The organism is Mycetocola lacteus (assembly GCF_003667575.1).
In the GTDB taxonomy this organism is placed as follows: Bacteria; Actinomycetota; Actinomycetes; order Actinomycetales; family Microbacteriaceae; genus Mycetocola; species Mycetocola lacteus.
In genome coordinates this window covers 82,521-99,598 of sequence record NZ_RCUY01000010.1, presented here as the reverse complement: position 1 = coordinate 99,598, position 17,078 = coordinate 82,521, and the positions used below count along the sequence as shown (strand labels likewise).

At 65.2% G+C, this 17,078-nt stretch carries 16 protein-coding genes and 3 tRNA genes; 9 read left to right on the top strand and 10 right to left on the bottom strand.

Translation table 11 applies throughout. The annotated features are described in order from the left end of the window. Nucleotides 1–15: 15 nt before the first annotated feature. Nucleotides 16–1,974, top strand: a complete 1,959-nt coding sequence (locus D9V34_RS12175; protein WP_147441696.1) for a right-handed parallel beta-helix repeat-containing protein — start codon at nucleotides 16–18, stop codon at nucleotides 1,972–1,974. On the opposite strand, the gene D9V34_RS12170 is transcribed toward D9V34_RS12175, so the two are convergent. After that, entirely contained in the window at nucleotides 1,971–2,381 is a 411-nt protein-coding gene (locus tag D9V34_RS12170; protein ID WP_121689068.1) for a VOC family protein, read from the bottom strand. The genes D9V34_RS12175 and D9V34_RS12170 overlap by 4 nt on opposite strands. Nucleotides 2,382–2,539: 158 nt before the next feature. On the opposite strand from D9V34_RS12170, the gene D9V34_RS12165 reads away from it, so the two are divergent. The 7 genes from D9V34_RS12165 to D9V34_RS12135 all read left to right on the top strand — a co-directional run bounded on the left by D9V34_RS12165 (nucleotide 2,540) and on the right by D9V34_RS12135 (nucleotide 7,808). Next, nucleotides 2,540–3,478: a carbohydrate kinase family protein gene (locus D9V34_RS12165; protein ID WP_121689067.1), complete on the top strand. Its 939-nt coding sequence runs from the start codon at nucleotides 2,540–2,542 to the stop codon at nucleotides 3,476–3,478. 245 nt (nucleotides 3,479–3,723) lie between these two features. After that, a tRNA-Glu gene (locus D9V34_RS12160) sits at nucleotides 3,724–3,799 on the top strand. A 78-nt stretch (nucleotides 3,800–3,877) separates the two neighbouring features. Beyond that, a tRNA-Glu gene (locus D9V34_RS12155) sits at nucleotides 3,878–3,953 on the top strand. 119 nt (nucleotides 3,954–4,072) lie between these two features. Beyond that, nucleotides 4,073–4,148, top strand: a tRNA-Glu gene (locus D9V34_RS12150). Between the two features lie 91 nt (nucleotides 4,149–4,239). Then, a complete protein-coding gene (locus D9V34_RS12145) occupies nucleotides 4,240–5,121 on the top strand; it encodes an EamA family transporter (RefSeq protein WP_121689066.1) in 882 nt (293 codons plus the stop codon). Nucleotides 5,122–5,487: 366 nt separating this feature from the next. Continuing rightward, nucleotides 5,488–6,492 carry a TerC family protein gene (locus D9V34_RS12140; RefSeq protein ID WP_121689065.1) on the top strand — a complete coding sequence of 335 codons (1,005 nt, stop codon included), beginning with the start codon at nucleotides 5,488–5,490 and terminating at the stop codon, nucleotides 6,490–6,492. Nucleotides 6,493–6,569: 77 nt separating this feature from the next. Further along, the gene (locus tag D9V34_RS12135) at nucleotides 6,570–7,808 is read left to right on the top strand and encodes an MFS transporter (RefSeq protein WP_121689064.1); all 1,239 of its coding nucleotides are present in this window, start codon (nucleotides 6,570–6,572) and stop codon (nucleotides 7,806–7,808) included. Nucleotides 7,809–7,885: 77 nt separating this feature from the next. Here D9V34_RS12135 and D9V34_RS12130 read toward each other — a convergent pair whose 3' ends face one another. After that, nucleotides 7,886–9,049: an FAD-dependent oxidoreductase gene (locus D9V34_RS12130; RefSeq protein WP_121689063.1), complete on the bottom strand. Its 1,164-nt coding sequence runs from the start codon at nucleotides 9,047–9,049 to the stop codon at nucleotides 7,886–7,888. 17 nt (nucleotides 9,050–9,066) lie between these two features. Continuing rightward, nucleotides 9,067–9,753 (bottom strand): TetR/AcrR family transcriptional regulator, encoded by a 687-nt coding sequence (locus D9V34_RS12125; protein WP_121689062.1) that lies wholly within the window; start codon nucleotides 9,751–9,753, stop codon nucleotides 9,067–9,069. A 177-nt stretch (nucleotides 9,754–9,930) separates the two neighbouring features. Here D9V34_RS12125 and D9V34_RS12120 point away from each other — a divergent pair, with 177 nt between their 5' ends. Continuing rightward, on the top strand, nucleotides 9,931–10,512 hold the full coding sequence (locus D9V34_RS12120; RefSeq protein ID WP_121689061.1) for a hypothetical protein: 582 nt from the start codon (nucleotides 9,931–9,933) through the stop codon (nucleotides 10,510–10,512). Between the two features lie 58 nt (nucleotides 10,513–10,570). Here the strand turns inward: D9V34_RS12120 and D9V34_RS12115 are convergent, their stop codons facing one another. From D9V34_RS12115 to D9V34_RS12085, 7 genes are all read right to left on the bottom strand, one after another. Next, complete coding sequence (locus tag D9V34_RS12115) at nucleotides 10,571–10,759, bottom strand: DUF5302 domain-containing protein (protein WP_121689060.1); 189 nt, start codon at nucleotides 10,757–10,759, stop codon at nucleotides 10,571–10,573. A gap of 39 nt (nucleotides 10,760–10,798) precedes the next feature. Then, entirely contained in the window at nucleotides 10,799–11,599 is an 801-nt protein-coding gene (locus D9V34_RS12110) for an ABC transporter ATP-binding protein (RefSeq protein ID WP_121689059.1), read from the bottom strand. Beyond that, nucleotides 11,596–12,456 carry an ATP-binding cassette domain-containing protein gene (locus tag D9V34_RS12105; RefSeq protein ID WP_121689058.1) on the bottom strand — a complete coding sequence of 287 codons (861 nt, stop codon included), beginning with the start codon at nucleotides 12,454–12,456 and terminating at the stop codon, nucleotides 11,596–11,598. Before D9V34_RS12105 ends, D9V34_RS12110 begins: the two co-directional genes overlap by 4 nt. Continuing rightward, nucleotides 12,453–13,316 (bottom strand): ABC transporter permease, encoded by an 864-nt coding sequence (locus D9V34_RS12100; RefSeq protein ID WP_121689057.1) that lies wholly within the window; start codon nucleotides 13,314–13,316, stop codon nucleotides 12,453–12,455. The genes D9V34_RS12105 and D9V34_RS12100 overlap by 4 nt, the downstream gene beginning before the upstream one ends. Nucleotides 13,317–13,386: 70 nt before the next feature. After that, nucleotides 13,387–14,349 carry an ABC transporter permease gene (locus tag D9V34_RS12095; protein WP_342773010.1) on the bottom strand — a complete coding sequence of 321 codons (963 nt, stop codon included), beginning with the start codon at nucleotides 14,347–14,349 and terminating at the stop codon, nucleotides 13,387–13,389. 24 nt (nucleotides 14,350–14,373) lie between these two features. Beyond that, nucleotides 14,374–15,882: an ABC transporter substrate-binding protein gene (locus D9V34_RS12090; RefSeq protein WP_121689055.1), complete on the bottom strand. Its 1,509-nt coding sequence runs from the start codon at nucleotides 15,880–15,882 to the stop codon at nucleotides 14,374–14,376. Nucleotides 15,883–15,983: 101 nt separating this feature from the next. Next, on the bottom strand, nucleotides 15,984–16,727 hold the full coding sequence (locus tag D9V34_RS12085) for a DUF1684 domain-containing protein (RefSeq protein ID WP_245992022.1): 744 nt from the start codon (nucleotides 16,725–16,727) through the stop codon (nucleotides 15,984–15,986). Between the last annotated feature and the right edge of the window lie 351 nt (nucleotides 16,728–17,078).

Here is a 17,078-nt window from a genome sequence, read left to right as displayed (position 1 = left end):
AGTTCGGGGGAACGTATGGACGCAAGAATCGCTGCACTGGGGGTGGGGGCTCTGATTCTGAGCGCCACGGTGCTGGTGCCACAGAGTGCCTTCGCGGCCGAAATGACGGTCACCAGCGCCGTGGATGGCGAACCAGGCTCGTTGCGAAACCTGGTCGAACAGGCAAACACCGAGCCTGGGGCCCACACCATCACGATTCCGGCGGGCATGACCGTGCGGCTCAGTGGTGCAGAGATTGAGGTCACCGGAGACCTCACCGTGGTGGGAGCTGCCACGCGTCCCACCATTTATAGTGAACCGGACTTTGATCCGAATTCCGCCCTGCTTCGGGTGGTCCCCGGCGGATCTTTGAACATTTCCCAGGTCAACCTTGATGGTGCTTCGCTACGGATGACCGGTATCCAGGGCGAATACGGCGCCGGTGAGGTGCACGTCGCCGACATGGATATCCGTCAGGCCGGCACCGGCATCGAGCTGGGGGATGTTTCGGCTCCAACCACGATTGAGCGCGTTCGGTTCTTTGGCGGATGGGACGGCCTCAGGCTGGCGTTCGTGAGTGGAAGCTCCGGATTCACGGTGCGTGATTCCACGTTCACCGGTCTCAGTAATCGCGCCATCTATCTGGGCGGGATTGGCCCCGACGCGGACGCGGGTGTGGTCCTGGTCGGGAACACATTCCACGATACTGGCAGTGGCTATCAGGGCGACCGGGTAGTTATGGTGGCGGGAATCGATGCGGGCAGGCTGGGGAGCGCCCCCGCGCTGGACATTCGAGACTCCCTGATCGAGGGCACTCTGATGGACCAGGACCTCGGCTCGGTGATTGCGATCGGCGATATCTACCAGTATCCCGCAGGGAGTAACACCCCTACCGTGCGCATTGCGAACACCACCGTGGTGCGGACAGGCAACGTGGCCGTGATCAGCGCGCAGACCCGTGAAGCAAGCGACCGGATCCGAATCGAAAACACAACGATCCTCGGCCCGACCTCGTCACCGGTGTTGTTCAACATGGCACCGCACGATGATCCGGACTATATCACCGTGCTCGACATTGACCACTCGACCATTCAGGGCACCCTGCACAGCGACGCCAACGAGCGTCTGCGGGTGAACCTTGACAGCACCGTGATCGATAGCGGTACCGCTCCCACCTTCAACGCTCCGCTGGAACGTACGGCGGTTGCGAGCGTCCTCACCGTTGCGGATCCCGAACTTGCCGGCGGAACGCGCGTGGTTGCTCCCGAGAACCTGGGCCTGTTGCCTCCGGCACCGGGACCGAACGGGCTCCCGGTGCGCATGCTGAGCCCGGACTCACCGCTGCTGGATGGGGGCACGGAAACCTCGGTGCTGCCGGTAGATCAGCGTGGCAAGGCTCGGGTTTCGGGTCCGGCGAGCGACGTGGGTGCGGTTGAAATGCAGTACGGGGCGATCAGCGTGGCCGATGCCGGGGACGTGCCCGCGGGCACTGACGCAGCATTTGCCGTGAGTGTGACCACACCCGGAGAGCTCCCCATCACCGCCGAGGTGGGGACACGGGCCGCGACCGCCCAGGCCGATATCGACTTCACCGCATCAGAGCGGACACTGACCTGGGCCGCAGAGGACCCGGAACCGCAGGACGTGGATGTTCCCACATTGGTTCGCGCGGGCAATCACGGAACCACCTTCGATCTCGTGTTGGGGACGGTGACCGGGGCGAGTGTTGTGCGTCCGGTCGGAACCGCTCGAATCGTTGAGACTCCCACTCCGACACCCACCGGCCCCACGCCGACCGGCGAGGCAAGCGTGGGTCCGCCCACCCCCAGTGCCGGCCCTTCCGACCCGGCAACCGCGGGGGGACACGGTTCGCTGGGTCAGACCGGCCTGCCGGACGGCACGCTCTGGGGCGTTGGTGGCGCGGCCATGCTCCTGATGCTGGCCGGTGCGGGTGCCCTGCTGCGCCGTCGCGGGGGAGTGACTGGTCGCCGTTAGCTCGGGGAGGGGGCCTCACCCAGCGGCGCAAAGAGGTCGATCGAGTTGCCGTCCGGGTCGAGGACGGTGGCGTAGCGCTGGCCCCAGGGGGCGTCCCACGGTGCCACGTGACCCGGGTAACCGGCGGCCTCCAGCCGGGTGAAGGTGGCATCCACCTCGGCGGGGGAACCGTGGGCGAAGGCCAGGGCGATGCGGTGCCCGCCGGTGGGCACCGCATAGTTCGGGTCAAACGAGCGAATCACCTCGACGGTGTCCCACGCCAGCGTGGTGCCGTCGGCCAGGACCACATCCACGTGCGGGGCACCCTCCGCACCCTCGGGGATATCGACCCCGAGGGTGCGGTAGAAGGCCAGGGCTGCGGGCATGTCCGAGGTAACGAGTCCGATGAATCCAAGTGTGAGTGTCATGCACCCAGGCTAGTCCGAGCGGGTGTCATCGCGGGGAACAGAACGGACGTGTGTGCGGCGATCGCAGACAGCTGTCAGTTCGCGGAATACCGGGGTGGATATACTCAGAGGGATCGCGAATACCACCCGGTAGCCTCGCGAGATGAAGTGGAGCGTTCGTGGTTGTAGCGGTAGTGGGCGAGGCCCTGATTGATCTCATTCAAGAGGCGGATGGGCGTTACCGCCCCACGCCCGGAGGTGCCCCGGCAAACGTTGCCATCGCGCTGACCCGACTGGGCATCAACACCCGCTTTTTCGGACGCCTCGGAAACGACCGCTTCGGTGCCCTCGTTGGGGAGAATCTGCGCCGCAACGGCGTCGCCCTCGACGACTGCGTCCAGGCCTCCGAACCCACCTCCGTCGCCGTCGCCAACCGGGGACAGGGGGGAGCTGCCGAGTACTCCTTCTACATCAACGGCACCGCCGACTGGCAGTGGACCGACGCCGAACTGGCTGCACTCGGCAAGGGTGCCCGCGCGCTGCACCTCGGATCGCTCGCCGCGATCATGGAACCGGGAGCCTCGGTCATTGCCGAACACGTCGAGAAAATCTTCGCCGCCGGCAAAACCCTGATCTCCTTTGACCTCAACCTCCAGCCCAGCCTCGGGGTTTCCCGCGAGCGCGAACATGAGCGGGTGTCCCGCCTGGTCGCCTCCGCCCACATCGTCAAGACCAGCGTCGGCGACCTGCGCTGGCTCTACCCCGACCGTCTGCCCGGCGAGGTTGCCGAAATCTGGTCCCGCTCCCGCGCCGTGGTCCTCACCCGCGGAGGCGACGGGGTGAGCCTCTACCGCCCGGGCGTCCGGCCGGTCGACGTACCCGCGCGCCCCACCACCGTCGTCGACACCGTCGCCGCCGGTGACACCTTCGTCGCCGCCCTGCTCTATCGCCTCCTCAGCGGCGTCGGCAAGGACCCGGCCGCGCTGCTGCGCCAGGGACCCACCGAGTGGATCGAACACCTGCGCTTCGCCAACGCCGCCGCCTCCCTCGCGTGCGAGTGGCCCGGGGCAAACCCGCCGATGCTCAGCGAGGTCAACCGCGCTTTTGACGGCAACTAGCCCCCCGACAGCCTCGGACCCGAGCCGAGTCATTCGGTGACGGCAACTAGCCCTCACCAATCTCACGTCAGCTTCGGCGACACGCCCACGGGTGTGTCGCCGAAAACTGTTTTGGCTGGTTTTGCCACAAAAACGCCCCCGTGAATCCGCGGCAAAAGAGCCCCAAACACGCCCGCTGACGGGGCGTGTTGCGGCTCGATTTGTGTCCACCTTGAATCCCGTGGCATACTTTTACACGTTGCTTCGGTCCCATCGTTTAGCGGCCTAGGACACCGCCCTCTCACGGCGGCGGCACGGGTTCAAATCCCGTTGGGATCACCATCGCAATCACCTCGAGCAATCGGAGTGTGAGCAGGTAAAACGAAGTTACATAGCAGTGATGTGTACATGACTGTGTTTGGTCCCATCGTTTAGCGGCCTAGGACACCGCCCTCTCACGGCGGCGGCACGGGTTCAAATCCCGTTGGGATCACCACTAAAGCGGGTTTTCATCTCCGGATGAAAACCCGCTTTGTGTTTGTCTGCGCGTAAGCGTCGGCGACACGCCGGATTTTTGCCCGGTGGTGGTTGTGTGTCATACTTATCAGGTAGTTCGGTCCCATCGTTTAGCGGCCTAGGACACCGCCCTCTCACGGCGGCGGCACGGGTTCAAATCCCGTTGGGATCACCACACTGAAACTCCCTCGGTTTATCCGGGGGAGTTTTGCTTTGCGCCGATGCACACCCGATGGCTCGGCCCGATCATCGAGTGAGGAATCTGAATGAGCGCTGCCGCATCGTCTAAGGGCCGTTTGACCGGAGTGGCCCTGGTCCTCGCCGGTATGGCCTGTCAGGACGTGGGTGCGGCCTTTGCGATCCTGGTGTTTCCCCAAACCGGCGCACTGGGAATGGTGGCCCTGCGGATGGGGTTCTCGGCGATCCTGCTGCTCCTGATTGCACGCCCCAGCCTGCGTGGACGCTCCCGGGCGCAGTGGCTCACGGTCGTGGGCTTCGCGTTCTCGTTGATGCTGATGAACGCACTGTTCTACCTCGCCATTGAGCGCATTCCGCTGGGCCCGGCCGTCGCCATCGAGGTGCTCGGTCCGCTGACCCTCTCGGTGATTACCGGTCGCGGTCGGATGCGTTGGCTGTGGGCCGCGCTCGCTCTGGCCGGTGTCGCGCTGCTTGGACACGGGGGATGGGGCACGATGGATCCCATCGGCGTGCTGCTCGCCCTCTCCGCCGGCGTCATGTGGGCACTCTACATCGTGACCTCGGCCCGCACCGGAGCAAGTTTTCAGGGGTTGGACGGTCTGGCGATCGCCATGACCATCGGCGCGATCATGATTTTGCCCTTCGGCCTGATCGCCTCCGGTGGCGCAGTTCTCGCCCCGCAGATCCTGGCGTTGGGACTGCTGATCGCGATCATGTCCTCCACCATTCCCTACGCCGCCGAGCTCAACGCGCTGCGTCGGTTGCCCACGGCCGTGTTCTCGGTCCTGATGTCACTGGGGCCGGTCGTGGCGGCCCTGGCCGGACTGTTTGTCCTGGGGCAAACCCTCGGGCTGTTCGAGGTCTTGGCGATCGTACTGATCGTGTGTGCGAGTGCCGGTGCCGTCCAGTCCTCGCGGCCGCGCCAGGCACCGCCCACCCTCGACGTCTAGCCGTCACCACCCCGGTATGGCGAATATTCGTTTCCGGGCATGGAGGGAACCCACACACTCACGCGGTACGTTCGGCGAGATGGGCTTCCACTGCCCGTTGAACACGGGGGCTTCGGGGGAAGTTCCCGGTTCGTGAGGCTCCGATATGCCGACGGGGGAGAGCGGTCATCGGAGCCTCACCCATTTCCCGCTGTGCAACCCCTGGCAGATGCGATATGCTGATCCACGCGAAGGGGAGTATCCCATCTCGCCGCGATCGTCATCACGATCCACCACGACGGTGGGTCCGGGCGCGGCGGCAGTTATCTAACTGCGGGAGAGACTTTCACGGCTTTGCCCTGCTCGGGCATCATCGTGAAGGATAAAATGCACCCCCAGTTACCGCTTCTCTTCGAGATCATCACGTGTGTGGTTCTCGTCCTGGTCCTCGTGGCCGATCTGCTCATCGTCACCAAGCGCCCGCACATTCCCTCGATGAAGGAATCCGCCCTGTGGGTGAGCTTCTATGTGGCCCTGGCCCTGATCTTTGCGGTCCTGATGTACTTCCTCGCCGGGCACGAGTTTGCCGGCCAGTTTGTCGCCGGTTGGCTCACCGAGTACTCACTCTCGATCGATAACCTCTTTGTGTTTGTGATCATCATGGCCCGCTTCTCGGTGCCACGGAAGTTCCAGCAAGAGGTGCTGATGGTGGGTATCATCATCGCCCTGGTGCTGCGCGGTATCTTCATCCTGGCCGGCGCCGCGCTGATCGAAAACTTCTCCTTCATCTTCTACCTGTTTGGTGCCTGGCTGCTCTACACCGCCTGGCAGCAGGCGTTTGGGCACGACGGTGAGCAGGAGGATAACCGCTTCACGCTGTGGCTGAAGAAGCGGATGAAGGTCGCCGACGACTACGACGAGAACAAGCTGCGCACCACGATCAACGGCCGTCGCTACTGGACCCCGATGATCATCGTGTTCATCTCGATCGGCACCACCGACCTGCTCTTCGCGCTGGACTCGATCCCCGCGATCTTCGGCATCACCCAGAGCCCCTTCATCGTGTTTACCGCCAACGTGTTTGCGCTGATGGGTCTGCGTCAGCTCTACTTCCTGCTGGGTGGCCTGCTTGAGCGCCTCGAGTACCTCAAGTACGGGATCGCCTTCATCCTGGCCTTCATCGGTGTGAAGCTGGTGCTGCATGCGATGCACGAGAACGAGCTGCCCTTCATCAACGGTGGACAGAGCTTCGAGTGGGCCCCGGAGATTTCCACCTGGACCTCGCTCGCGGTCATCCTCGCCTCGATGGCCATCGCCACCGTGGCCAGCCTGGTGAAGTCGCGCAATAAGCCCAAGGCGGAGGTCTCCGCGGGCGACTCGGACCAGCACTAGTCACGACACCCCGGCACGGCACCTCCCTAACGAGCGGTATTCTGAGGAGATTGTTTGATTTCCGAAGAAGGGGTGCCGTGCCGCATCGTTCCGCCGTTCCGCGCGAAGTATGGGTGCTGGTAGCCGCCTCGTTTGTGATTGCCCTGGGGTACGGCATCGTCGCGCCCGTGCTGCCGCTCTACGCCCAGCGCTTTGGCGTGGGCAATACCGAGATCTCCGCGGTGGTGAGCGTGTTTGCCGCCATGCGGCTGATCTTCGCCCCCGCCTCGGGCTGGCTCGTCCAGCGCTTTGGTGAGAAGCACATCTATATTTCGGGTCTGCTGATCGTGGCGATCAGTACCGGTGCCTGCGCGTTTGCCGGGGAGTACTGGCAGCTGGTGGCGCTGCGCGCGGTGGCCGGTATCGGGTCCACGATGTTCACGGTGTCGGCGATGGGTCTGCTGATTCGGATCAGCCCGGCCAGCATGCGTGCCCGCATCTCCAGCCTGTATTCGGGCAGCTTCCTGATCGGCGGCGTGGCCGGACCGATCCTCGGTGCCCTGGCAGCCCCGTTTGGGCTGCATGCCCCGTTTGTGATCTACGCGATCGCGCTGTTTGCCGCCTGCGCCGTGGTGGCGCTGGCACTCGGTCGGGTCCAGGTTCCCGTGGGGACGGAGCCCGGCGGCGTGGCCGGGACCGGCGTGGACGTGCGCCCCGTTCTGACCCTCGCCGCAGCCTGGGCCCGCAAGCCCTACCGTGCCGCCGTGGCCGCCAACTTCGCCAACGGCTGGACCGCCTTCGGGGTGCGCGTGGCCCTGGTTCCGGTGGTCATGGCCGCGTTTTTCCCCGGCACGGCCTCCGCGGCGGCCCTGGCGCTGACCACCTTCGCGCTGGGCAATGCGGCGATCATCCTGCCGGCCGGACGCTGGTCCGACCGCTACGGTCGTCGCCCCTTTATCATCGGGGGCATGGCCCTGGCCGGGGTTGCCACCGCGCTGTTTGGGTTTGCCGACAACCTGGTAATCTCACTGATTCTCTGTGCGATTGCCGGGGTCGGAACCGGACTGTGCGCGCCCTCGCAGCAGGCCGTGGTGGCCGATGTGGTGGGGCGTCATCACCGCGGTGGGCCGGTTTTGGCCACCTTCCAGATGGTGTCCGACCTCGGCGCGGTGATCGGTCCGCTGGTGATCGGTGCCCTCGCCGACCTCGTGGGCTTCGGTCCGGCGTTTGCGGTGACCGGGGCACTTTTGGTCCTGGGGGCGATCGTCTGGACCTTCACTCCGAACGAGCCCGAGCGCACCGAAACCGGTGCGATCGACGTGGTGCCGCGGGTTTAGCCTCAGCCCGATTCCGGTGAGCCTGTGCCGGTCTCGCCGGTGTCTGTCTCGCCAGTGCCGGTCTCGCCAGTGCCTGTCTAGTTAGTGCCGGGCTCGGAGTCTCCGGCGAACCGCGTGAACATCTCGACCAGGGGGCGCGGGGAATCGTCGCTAAACATCATCTCCAGGCTCTCGGCGGAGTCCTCGGCGGCTTCGGCTGCGCGGGGGAACAGCGCCGCCTCGTAGGCACTCAGGGCTGCCTCGGTGTCACCGGGGTGATCGATGATCGCCTGGGCGAGCTCGGAGGCGTCGTACATGGCGATGTTGGCGCCCTCGCCGGCGAACGGGCTCATCACGTGCGCCGCATCGCCCAGCAGGGTCACCCCGGGGACGCGGTCCCAGCTGATGCCCACCGGCAGGGCGTTGACCCGGCGCGGGGTGAGCGCGGTGTCGGCGTGGGCAATCAGGCCGCGCAGCGACTCATCCCAACCCTCCAGGCGATCCAGAACCGCGGCGGTGGAGGCGGCGGCGTCGTCCCAGTCGACCGTGTCGATCCAGGACTCGGGCACCTGGAAGCCCACGTAGGTGTGCAGTGAGCCGTCGGTTTCGCGGTGTCCGAGGATGCCGGTGTTTCCACGGAACGACATCATCATGCCTCCGCCCATTGCCGCGGCCTCGCTCGGGTGACGGGTATCGGCATCGTGGAGGTCGGCCTCGATGAACGAAATGCCGGTGTAGGACGGGACCAGATCGGTGAGGAGCGGGCGCACCTTGGACCAGGCCCCATCGGCACCGATCAACAGGTCGGTGGTGATGACCTCGCCGTCGGTGAACTCGATCGCGTGCCGTCCGGGATGTCCGGGGACCTCGCTCACCGAGCGAGCCTTGCGGCCCCAGCGGATGGTGCCCGCGGGGAGGGAATCGATCAGCAGGTCACGCAGCTGGCCACGCTCGACCTCGGGACGGTTGAGCTCGCCATCATCCTCCTGCTCCACCAGCACGTTCGCGGTGTGATCGAGGATGCGCATCGACTCCCCACCCGGGTGAATCAGGTTGGTGAAGGGCTCCCAGAGGCCCGCGGCGCGGATGGCCAGCTGGCCGTTATAGGTGTGGATATCCAGCATGCCGCCCTGCACGCGGGCGTGACGGTCCGGTTCCAGGTCGAAGACGGCCGCCTCGATGCCGCCGAGGTGCAGGACGCGTGCGGCGGTGAGTCCGCCCAGGCCGCCGCCAAGAATAACGATGGGGAAGTGTGTGGTCATGAGGGTGTTCCTTTGAACTAGAGGGGGAGCGGGGTCGCCGTGATTCCGGCGATCAGTGCGCGAATGGCCCAGGATGCTCGCTGTTCGGGGGTGCCCGAGAGGAGCAGGTCGGCGTGTTCGGCGACGTGCGGGACCTCGCGGGCGTCGGCCTCACGAATGGTCTTGTTGATGGAGGCCACCACGTCGGGGGCAAATGCTCCGGCGTACGTGTCTTCGGGGGCGGGTGCGCTGTGCTCGGCAGCACTCGCGGTGGCGTGCTGCACCAGGATGTCGGCGCCCCAGGCGGCGCGGTCGGCGGCGACGCCACCCTCCAGCAGCAGCCCGAGCACGCGATCAAACAGCTTCACGGTATTCGGGCCCATCGGGCGCAGCTGGAGAGCGGAGCGGGCCAGTCCGGGATAGCTGAACAGTAGGTGGCTATAGGCACCGAGCAGCGCTTCCAGACGTTCGGCCCAGGTGCCCTCGGGATCCTCCGGCAGGGTGCCGGTCAGCTCGTCGGTGACGGCCGCGTGCAGCTCCGCGGTGTTTGCGATGTAGACGTACAGGGATGCGGGCCCGGTGTCGAGGGCGTTTGCCACGCGACGCATGGTGGCCTTGGCGAGGCCCTCGGTCTGGGCGATCTTGATCGTTTCGGCGATGATCCACTCCCGCGACAGCGGGGGCTTTGCGGGACGTTCGCGGCGACTGCCAACTGATGATGTCATGTCTTGACGATAGAACGAACATGTTCGCTCAGGCAAGGGGGCTCGGCAAATTCTCAGGAACGAACACGTTCGCTCTTTCGTCAAGGCCCGCGATGTTGCTCCGGGGAAGCCGACACATCGCCACCCCAAAACCGCCGGATTTAGGCGGATTTCGACGATATTTGTCACCCTGGAGCAATGTCAGGTTCGAGTAAGCCCCGCTGGTGGCGAATTACCAGCACCGTGTTTCCGATCGTTGTGGTCGCCGCCATCGCGTTCTATGTGTTTGTGATCCAGGGTGTGGGCCAACCGTTGCCCGGACACAGCTTCGAGGAGGCGAACCAGCAGATCGAGCAGATTGAGGGGCTGGATGCGAGCATCATCATTCCCGAAACCGAGAAGGCCGGACGTCAGATTCGGATCCCGCGTACGGCGGTCCTGGCGATCTCTGTCACGCCCGAGACTCCGCTGGCATCGCGGGATCGGCTGATCGCCTGGGGAACGGAAAACCTCATGTCGATTCACGACCGTGAGTTTGCCGACGAGACCGAGGTCGTGTTTGTGTTCAACGATGAGGCGCTCTATCAGGCCTGGGCAGCTGATTTTGAGGCTAATCCGGTGGCCGAACCGTACACCAAGCAGGCCCATCCATTTGATTCGGTGAGCGCGCAGGGCCTCACTATTTCGGTAACCATGGATATGGCTGACCTGAAAAAGACCTTCGGGGAGTGGCCTATTGATGCCCCCGAGGTCCCGGTCAACCTGATGGCCGCTTCCTAGCAGAAACACAAAACCGCCACGATCCCGGAGGACCGTGGCGGTTTTTGTGTGCGTGGACCTATCCGCCGCTCTTGCGGCGGAACTGGCGCTGGCTCGGAGCCTTGCCCTGGGTCTGACGCACGCTCCCGGTGGAATCGAGGTGGTCCTCGCCTCCCTGGGCACGCTGCTTTTTACGTTCGAGTGCCTCGCGGAACTTCCGCTTGGTTTCCTCGGCGCTGGCCTGGGCCGCATCATCGGTGGAACTCATGATGTCCTCCTTCGTCGGTGACGCTTCAGTCTACCCGGCCTACCCCTCGATGCGGGGCAGGCGGGGGATTGCCGCGAGCAGGGTGCGGGTGTAGGGGTGCTGCGGGTTGGCCAAAACCTCGGCGGTCAGGCCCTCCTCGACGATGCGTCCGTCCTGGAGCACGGCCACGCGATCGCACAGTGCGGCGACGATGCTGAGGTCGTGGGAGACCAGCAGTAGTCCGGTCTGGTGTTCATCCGGGACCGCAGCGTCGCTCCGGCCGAGACCACGCAGCAGTTCGATGATCTGGGTGCGGACCGACATATCGAGGGCCGAGACCGGCTCATCGGCGAGGATCAGCTGCGGGTTGGGGGCCAGGGCGCGGGCGATCGCGATGCGCTGGCGCTGCCCACCGGAGAAGGCATGCGGGTAGCGGTCGGCGGCATCCGCGGGCAGATCCACGGCGGCCAGGAGCTCGGCGACGCGAGAGTTGAGGGCCTCACGGTCGCGTTCGATCCCCAGGGAGCGCAGCGGCTCGGTGATGGTGCGTCCCACGGTGGCCCGCGGGTCCAGGGCACCGTAGGGATCCTGGAACACGTTCTGTACCGCGCTGCGGAAGCCGCGCAGGCCGGCGCGATCACGCAAGTTGAGCGGCTCGCCCTGGAAGCGGACGGCACCGCTGGTGGGGGAGTCCAGACCAAGCAGCAGGCGCAGGATGGTCGATTTTCCGGCACCGGATTCGCCCACCAGGCCCACACGTTCGCCGCGGCGCAGGGCCAGGGTGATGCCGTGCAGGGTGTTGGTGTCGCGCCCCGGGTAGCGGAAGTCCACGTTGTCCGCGGCGAGCAGGTATTCGTTCATGCCTGGTTCTCCGAGGGCGTTGTGAGCGGGGTGGTGTGGCCGGACGGACTGCCCGGAGCCTGTGCGGATACCTCGGGCAGGTAGGCCTCGAGGCTGCGGGCGGTGTTCACCAGCAGCCGGGTGTACTCAGCCTCCGGGGCGGTGAGTAAGTGCCGGGTCGAGCCCTGTTCGATGCTCTCTCCTCCGCGCAGTACCAGCAGCTGTTCGGTCATCTGGGACACCACGGCCAGGTCATGGCTGATCAGCAGCAGCGACATTCCACGCTCGCGCACGGCACCGTCCAGCAGGTTCAGAATCTCGGCCTGCACGCTGATGTCCAGGGCCGTGGTGGGCTCGTCGGCGATCAGGATGTCGGGATCACACGCCAGGGCGAGGGCGATGGCCACCCGCTGACGCTGTCCACCGGAGACTTCGTGGATGTAGGACCGGGCAATCTTCTCGGGGTTGGGCAATGCAACCGCCGCCAGCGCCTCGATGATCGCCTTCTGGAGTGCGTCCCCACGCAGGCCGCGGTGGTGGGAGAGCGGCCAGGCGAGCTGCTTGCCGATCCGCATGAGCGGATCCAGTGCGGTCAGCGGCTCCTGGAAGACCGCGGCGATCCCCGATCCGCGCAGGCCGTTGAGGGTGCGCGCCGAGGCGCCCACCAGCTCGGTGTCACCCAGGCGGATGCTCCCGGAGGCACGCAGCCCCGAGGGCAGCAGGCCGAGGACGGCGAGGGCGGTGAGGCTCTTACCTGAGCCAGATTCGCCGATGATGCCGAGGCGCTGTCCGGCGGGCAGCTCGAATGAGACATCGGACACCAGGGCGCGCTGGTCCTCGGTCTGGACCGAGAGGTTTTGTACTGAGAGTGCGGTCACTGGGCCCTCCGCAGGGTTGGGTCGAGCTTTTCACGCAGACCGTCGGCGAGCAGATTGGCACCCACCACGGTGATCACCAGCAGGATACCGGGCAGGATCGCGCTGAGCGGAGCCACGGTGACGGTGGCCTGAGCCTCCTGCAGCAGGCGTCCCCAGGACGCGTTCGGGGGTGGGGAACCGAGGCCGAGGTAGGACAGCGATGCCTCGGCGAGGACCGCGCCACCAAACTGCAGGGCGGCGGGGACCACCAGGGTAGGCCAGAGGTTCGGCAGGACGTGCTCCCGGGCGATACCGAGCGTGCTGGTTCCGGCGATCCGTGCGGCGGTCACATAGTCCTGCGCGAGGATGCGCTGGGTGACCACACGGGTGAGCCGGGCGATCACCGCGGAACCGGCGAGCCCGATCGCGATGATCGCCGAATCCAGCGAGGCACCGCGCCAGGCGACGATCAGCATCGCCAGCAGCAGGGTGGGGAAGGCGATCGCGATATCCAGCAGGCTGGTGAGGGCATCGTCCACCCAGCGGGTGGAGAACCCGGCGAGCAGACCGATCAGGATGCCGAGCACCGCGGCGATCAGGACCGAGCCGATCCCCACGGTGATCGCCAGGCGAGCACCGATCAGCAGCTGGGTGAAGACGTCACGGCCGAGCTTGTCGGTGCCGGCCCAGTGGGTTCCGTCGGGATCGGCGAGGCGTCCACCGGTGGTGTCGGCCGGGTCAAACGGGGTCCAGAAGATCGAGACGATCGCGGCGAGCAAAATGACCCCGAGCAGGATCCCACCCACCACGAGGTTGATCGAGCCGAGCGCACGTCGCCGTGGCCCCCGGACGGTGGCACCCTGGGTCATCACGGCGCTCATGCGGCGGCCCCTCGGTTGCCGGGTTGGCTGTGGATGGCGTGAGTAGCGCGGGCGTTGCCGCTCACCGTAATCATGCGGCGGCCTTCGCACGACGGTTACCGGAGAGCGATGAGCGCAGGCGCGGATCAAGCAGGCGCTGCAGCACGTCGCCGAGGAATCCAATCACGAGCACCAGGACGGTGGAAAACAGGAGTACTCCCTGAACGTTGGGGAAGTCTTGCTGGCGGATGCCGGCGATCAGCATGTCTCCGAGTCCGGGCAGGGCGAAGACGTTCTCGACCACGACCGCGCCCACAAACGTGGTGGCCAGCTGGATCGCCAGGATCGAGATCACCGGGACGATACCGTTGCGCAGCGCATGACGCCAGAGCGCCGTGGAGAACGGCTGGCCCAGCGCGCGGGCGGTGCGCAGGTAGTCGCGATCGAGGATGTCGAGGGTCGCGCTGCGTACATACCGGGCAAGCTCCGAGCCTGAGACAATCGCAATGGTCAGCACGGGCAGTGTGAGCGAGGTGAGCGCATCCAGCGGATCGGCCCAGTCCTGGCGCGGGAATCCGCCGGCCGGCAGCACCCCGAGGTTCAACGCAAACAGCGTGACCAGCAGGATACCCACCCAGAACACGGGGATCGCGCCGCCGAGTTGGCTGAGCGCGGAGAACGCGGTGCCGTACCAGGTGCGTGACTTCCAGGCGGCGATAAAACCCACCGGGATCGCGATGATCACCGAGAGGGCAAAGGAGATGAGGGTCAGCGGCACGGTCACGTTGAGGCGACGCAGGATCTCGTCGGACACCGAGAGGTGCGAGCTGAAGGAGGTGCCGAGGTCGCCGCGGAACAGGCCGCCGATGTAGTCGGCAAACTGAACAAAGATGGGGCGGTCAACACCCAGGGCCGCCGAGGCTGCGCGGATATCCTCGGGCGTGGCCTCGAGGTTGATCAGCGCATAGACGGGGTTGCCGAGCAGTCGGAGCACGACGAACAGGACCGTCACCGCGAGCGCAAGGCTCAGCAGCAACAGTCCCGTTCGTCGCAGCAGATAGGATCCGATGAGTAAATCCTAGCCGCGGGTGATCTTGCTCACATAGAACAGCGAGTTCATGCCGTTGACCGGCACACCCTTGATGTCCTTTGCGGCAACCCGCAGCTGCGGGTTGAGGTACAGCCAGACGCTGGCCGCATCATCGGAGATCTGCTTATTGGCCTTGGCGATCAGGTCGGACTGCTCCTGGGGAGTAGCGGCGGCCTCGGCCTCATCCAGCCACTTCTGCACGTCGGCGTTGTTGTAACCCCAGTAGAAATCGGGGTTCTGGTAGAAGTAGATGTCGCGGTCGTTCACGTGGTCCTGCATGGTGGCCTGGAAGTCGTGAGCGCCGTAGACCTTCTCGGCCCACTTGTCATCGGTGATCAGGTTGATCTTCACATCGATGTTCACCTTTGCCAGCTCACCCTTGATGAATTCGGCGACGGTGGGGTGCACGCCGGAGTCCGGGGTGTCCAGGGTGAAGGAGAAACCATCGGCGTGACCGGACTCTGCCAGCAGCTTCTTGGCCAGGTCCACGTCGTAGGGGTTGTTGTCCTTGAGGTCCAGGTAGCCGGGCTCGGACGGGGGAACCATCGCGCCGATCAGCTGGCCGCGGCCGTCCCAGATGCTCTCCAGGAGCTTCTTGCGGTCGATGGCCGAGTAGATGGCCTTGCGGACCTGCACGTTGTCGAACGGGGCAACCCGGTCGTTGAAGGCGAGCAGTTCCTTGGTGGTCGAGGTGCCCTCGATGATGTTGAACTTGCCCGACTTCTCGAACTGGGGCAGTGCGTCCGGGCTGGTCAGACCGGTGATGACATCCACCTGTCCGGTCAGCAGAGCGTTGTTCAGCGCGGTGGGGTCGGTGTAGTAGTGGAACTCGATCCCGGCGTTCTTGGGCTTGTCGCCCCAGTACTTGGCGTACGGGCTTAGCGAGATCGAGGAACCCTTGCGGTAGTCGGCGAGAGTGTAGGGGCCCGAACCATCCTCGGTGCTGGTGAGGTCCTTGGCCTTGTGGTTGATGATCCACACGTAGCCGAGGTTGTACACGAAGCTTGAGGACTTCTTCGACAGGGTCACGGTCACGGTCTTGGGGTCGGTCGCAACCACCTTTTCGATGACCGAGAGCTGCTTCTTGCGGGCACCGAGCGACTCGGGGCTCAGGATGCGGTTGAGGCTGAAGACCACGTCCTCGGCGGTGACCGGGTCACCGGAGTGGAAGGTCGCATCGCGCAGCGGGAAGGTGTAGGTGAGACCGTCTTCGGAGACCTTGTAGCCGGTGGCGAGCAGAGGCTCAACCTTGGCGTCGTCGGTGATCCGGAACAGGCCCTCGTACACGTTGCCGGTGAAGGCTTCGGTGATACCGGAGGAGCCACCCTTGATCGGGTCGAGGCTCGTGGGCTCGTAGATCGAACCGACGTTGATCGGGTCCTTATCGGATCCGGACTTACCGGAGCCGGCGTTGCTGGTGCAGCCGGTCAGCGCAATCGCGGAGATCGCGAGGGCTGCCAGGCCCACCAACAGGCGGGGGCGTCGGGTAGATGACATGGTGATTGCTCCTTGTGGAGGATGGGGAGGGGATAAATCGTGGGCGCAGAAAGCTGCCGCGCCCGGGGGACGCGGCAGTTATCGGCCGAGCCAGGGTGGGGCTAGAGGGAGAAACCTTCGGTCCAGATGACCTTCTTCTCGCCGGCCGTGATGGCCTCGGTGAAGCGGTTGCTGGCCGGGGGCAGCGGACAGTTCATCTGGTTGGAGAATCCACAGGGCGGAACCACCGCGTGGTTGAAGTCCAGGGTGACCGGGAACCGGGTGCCAGGGGTCTGATCCGCCGAGACATCCGGACGCGGAATGAACAGAAATCGGCCCGAGGCGTAGGTGTCGGTACGGCTGGTGGCGTCGGCGAAGACGAGCTGCAGTTTGTCTCCGGCGTCGAACGCGGCCAGGCGGTGCTCGACACCGTTCAGGGTGAACACGATGTCGCCCGAGACGGGCAGGCCGCGGGTGGCACCGGAGTCTCGCAGGTGCTCAAACGGCATGAAGCGGGACTCGTCCACGTACTCGAACTCGGCGTCGATGATCCACTCGGGGTTGAATCCGTAGGATCCGATGCCCTGGAATGCCTGCTGAGCGGGGGACTGGGTGTCCCAGATGCGGTAGCCGTGCTCAAGCTCGCCAGTGTCGATGTTGTCGCGCTGCAGCCGGCTGAAGATGACATGGGCGGGCCAGTCGGCGCGGGCCACATCCTCGGCTACGGGCTCTTCCCCGGCCTGTCCCCAGTGGGTGAACACCAGCGAGAGCGGGCCGTGGGCGCCGGTCACGTAGGCGGCGCGAGCGCGGTGCCAGCCTTCGAGGGCGGCCGCGGCGTCAACGGTGGAGATATCTGCGGGGGTCATTTTTTCCATTTTCCCGGTCGGGACGAGGCTCGCCCAACCGATGACAGATTATGTCGAAAAGTCGGTGTTACGACTCGAAATAACCGCGATCTGGGCGATTTCATTCCATCCGGGGGAGAAATGTTACGAAGCGGGAATCGGCGCTACCTGAAAATTGGGGCTTCGTCCGCTTTGTCCGTGAACGGGGTCGTGCCCAGAAAGAACCGAAGGCGTTTATTGCAGCAGCCGCGGTGTGTCTCGCGGCAGATTTCATTGAATTCACGCCGAACTCGATGTGGGAAAAGGTGAAGCCGCCGTGATCGATGATCTACGGCGGCTTCCAAACCCACTACGGCCTCTGCCGGGGGACTA

Bases quoted from the DNA above. Each gene is read 5' to 3' on its own strand.
- D9V34_RS12125 (WP_121689062.1), bottom strand. From the start codon at position 9,753: ATGACATCATCAGTTGGCAGTCGCCGCGAACGTCCCGCAAAGCCCCCG.
- D9V34_RS12110 (WP_121689059.1), bottom strand. From the start codon at position 11,599: ATGAACGAATACCTGCTCGCCGCGGACAACGTGGACTTCCGCTACCCG.
- D9V34_RS12090 (WP_121689055.1), bottom strand. From the start codon at position 15,882: ATGTCATCTACCCGACGCCCCCGCCTGTTGGTGGGCCTGGCAGCCCTC.
- D9V34_RS12145 (WP_121689066.1), top strand. From the start codon at position 4,240: ATGAGCGCTGCCGCATCGTCTAAGGGCCGTTTGACCGGAGTGGCCCTG.
- D9V34_RS12170 (WP_121689068.1), bottom strand. From the start codon at position 2,381: ATGACACTCACACTTGGATTCATCGGACTCGTTACCTCGGACATGCCC.
- D9V34_RS12140 (WP_121689065.1), top strand. From the start codon at position 5,488: ATGCACCCCCAGTTACCGCTTCTCTTCGAGATCATCACGTGTGTGGTT.
- D9V34_RS12175 (WP_147441696.1), top strand. From the start codon at position 16: ATGGACGCAAGAATCGCTGCACTGGGGGTGGGGGCTCTGATTCTGAGC.
- D9V34_RS12120 (WP_121689061.1), top strand. From the start codon at position 9,931: ATGTCAGGTTCGAGTAAGCCCCGCTGGTGGCGAATTACCAGCACCGTG.
- D9V34_RS12130 (WP_121689063.1), bottom strand. From the start codon at position 9,049: ATGACCACACACTTCCCCATCGTTATTCTTGGCGGCGGCCTGGGCGGA.
- D9V34_RS12115 (WP_121689060.1), bottom strand. From the start codon at position 10,759: ATGAGTTCCACCGATGATGCGGCCCAGGCCAGCGCCGAGGAAACCAAG.
- D9V34_RS12085 (WP_245992022.1), bottom strand. From the start codon at position 16,727: ATGACCCCCGCAGATATCTCCACCGTTGACGCCGCGGCCGCCCTCGAA.
- D9V34_RS12100 (WP_121689057.1), bottom strand. From the start codon at position 13,316: ATGAGCGCCGTGATGACCCAGGGTGCCACCGTCCGGGGGCCACGGCGA.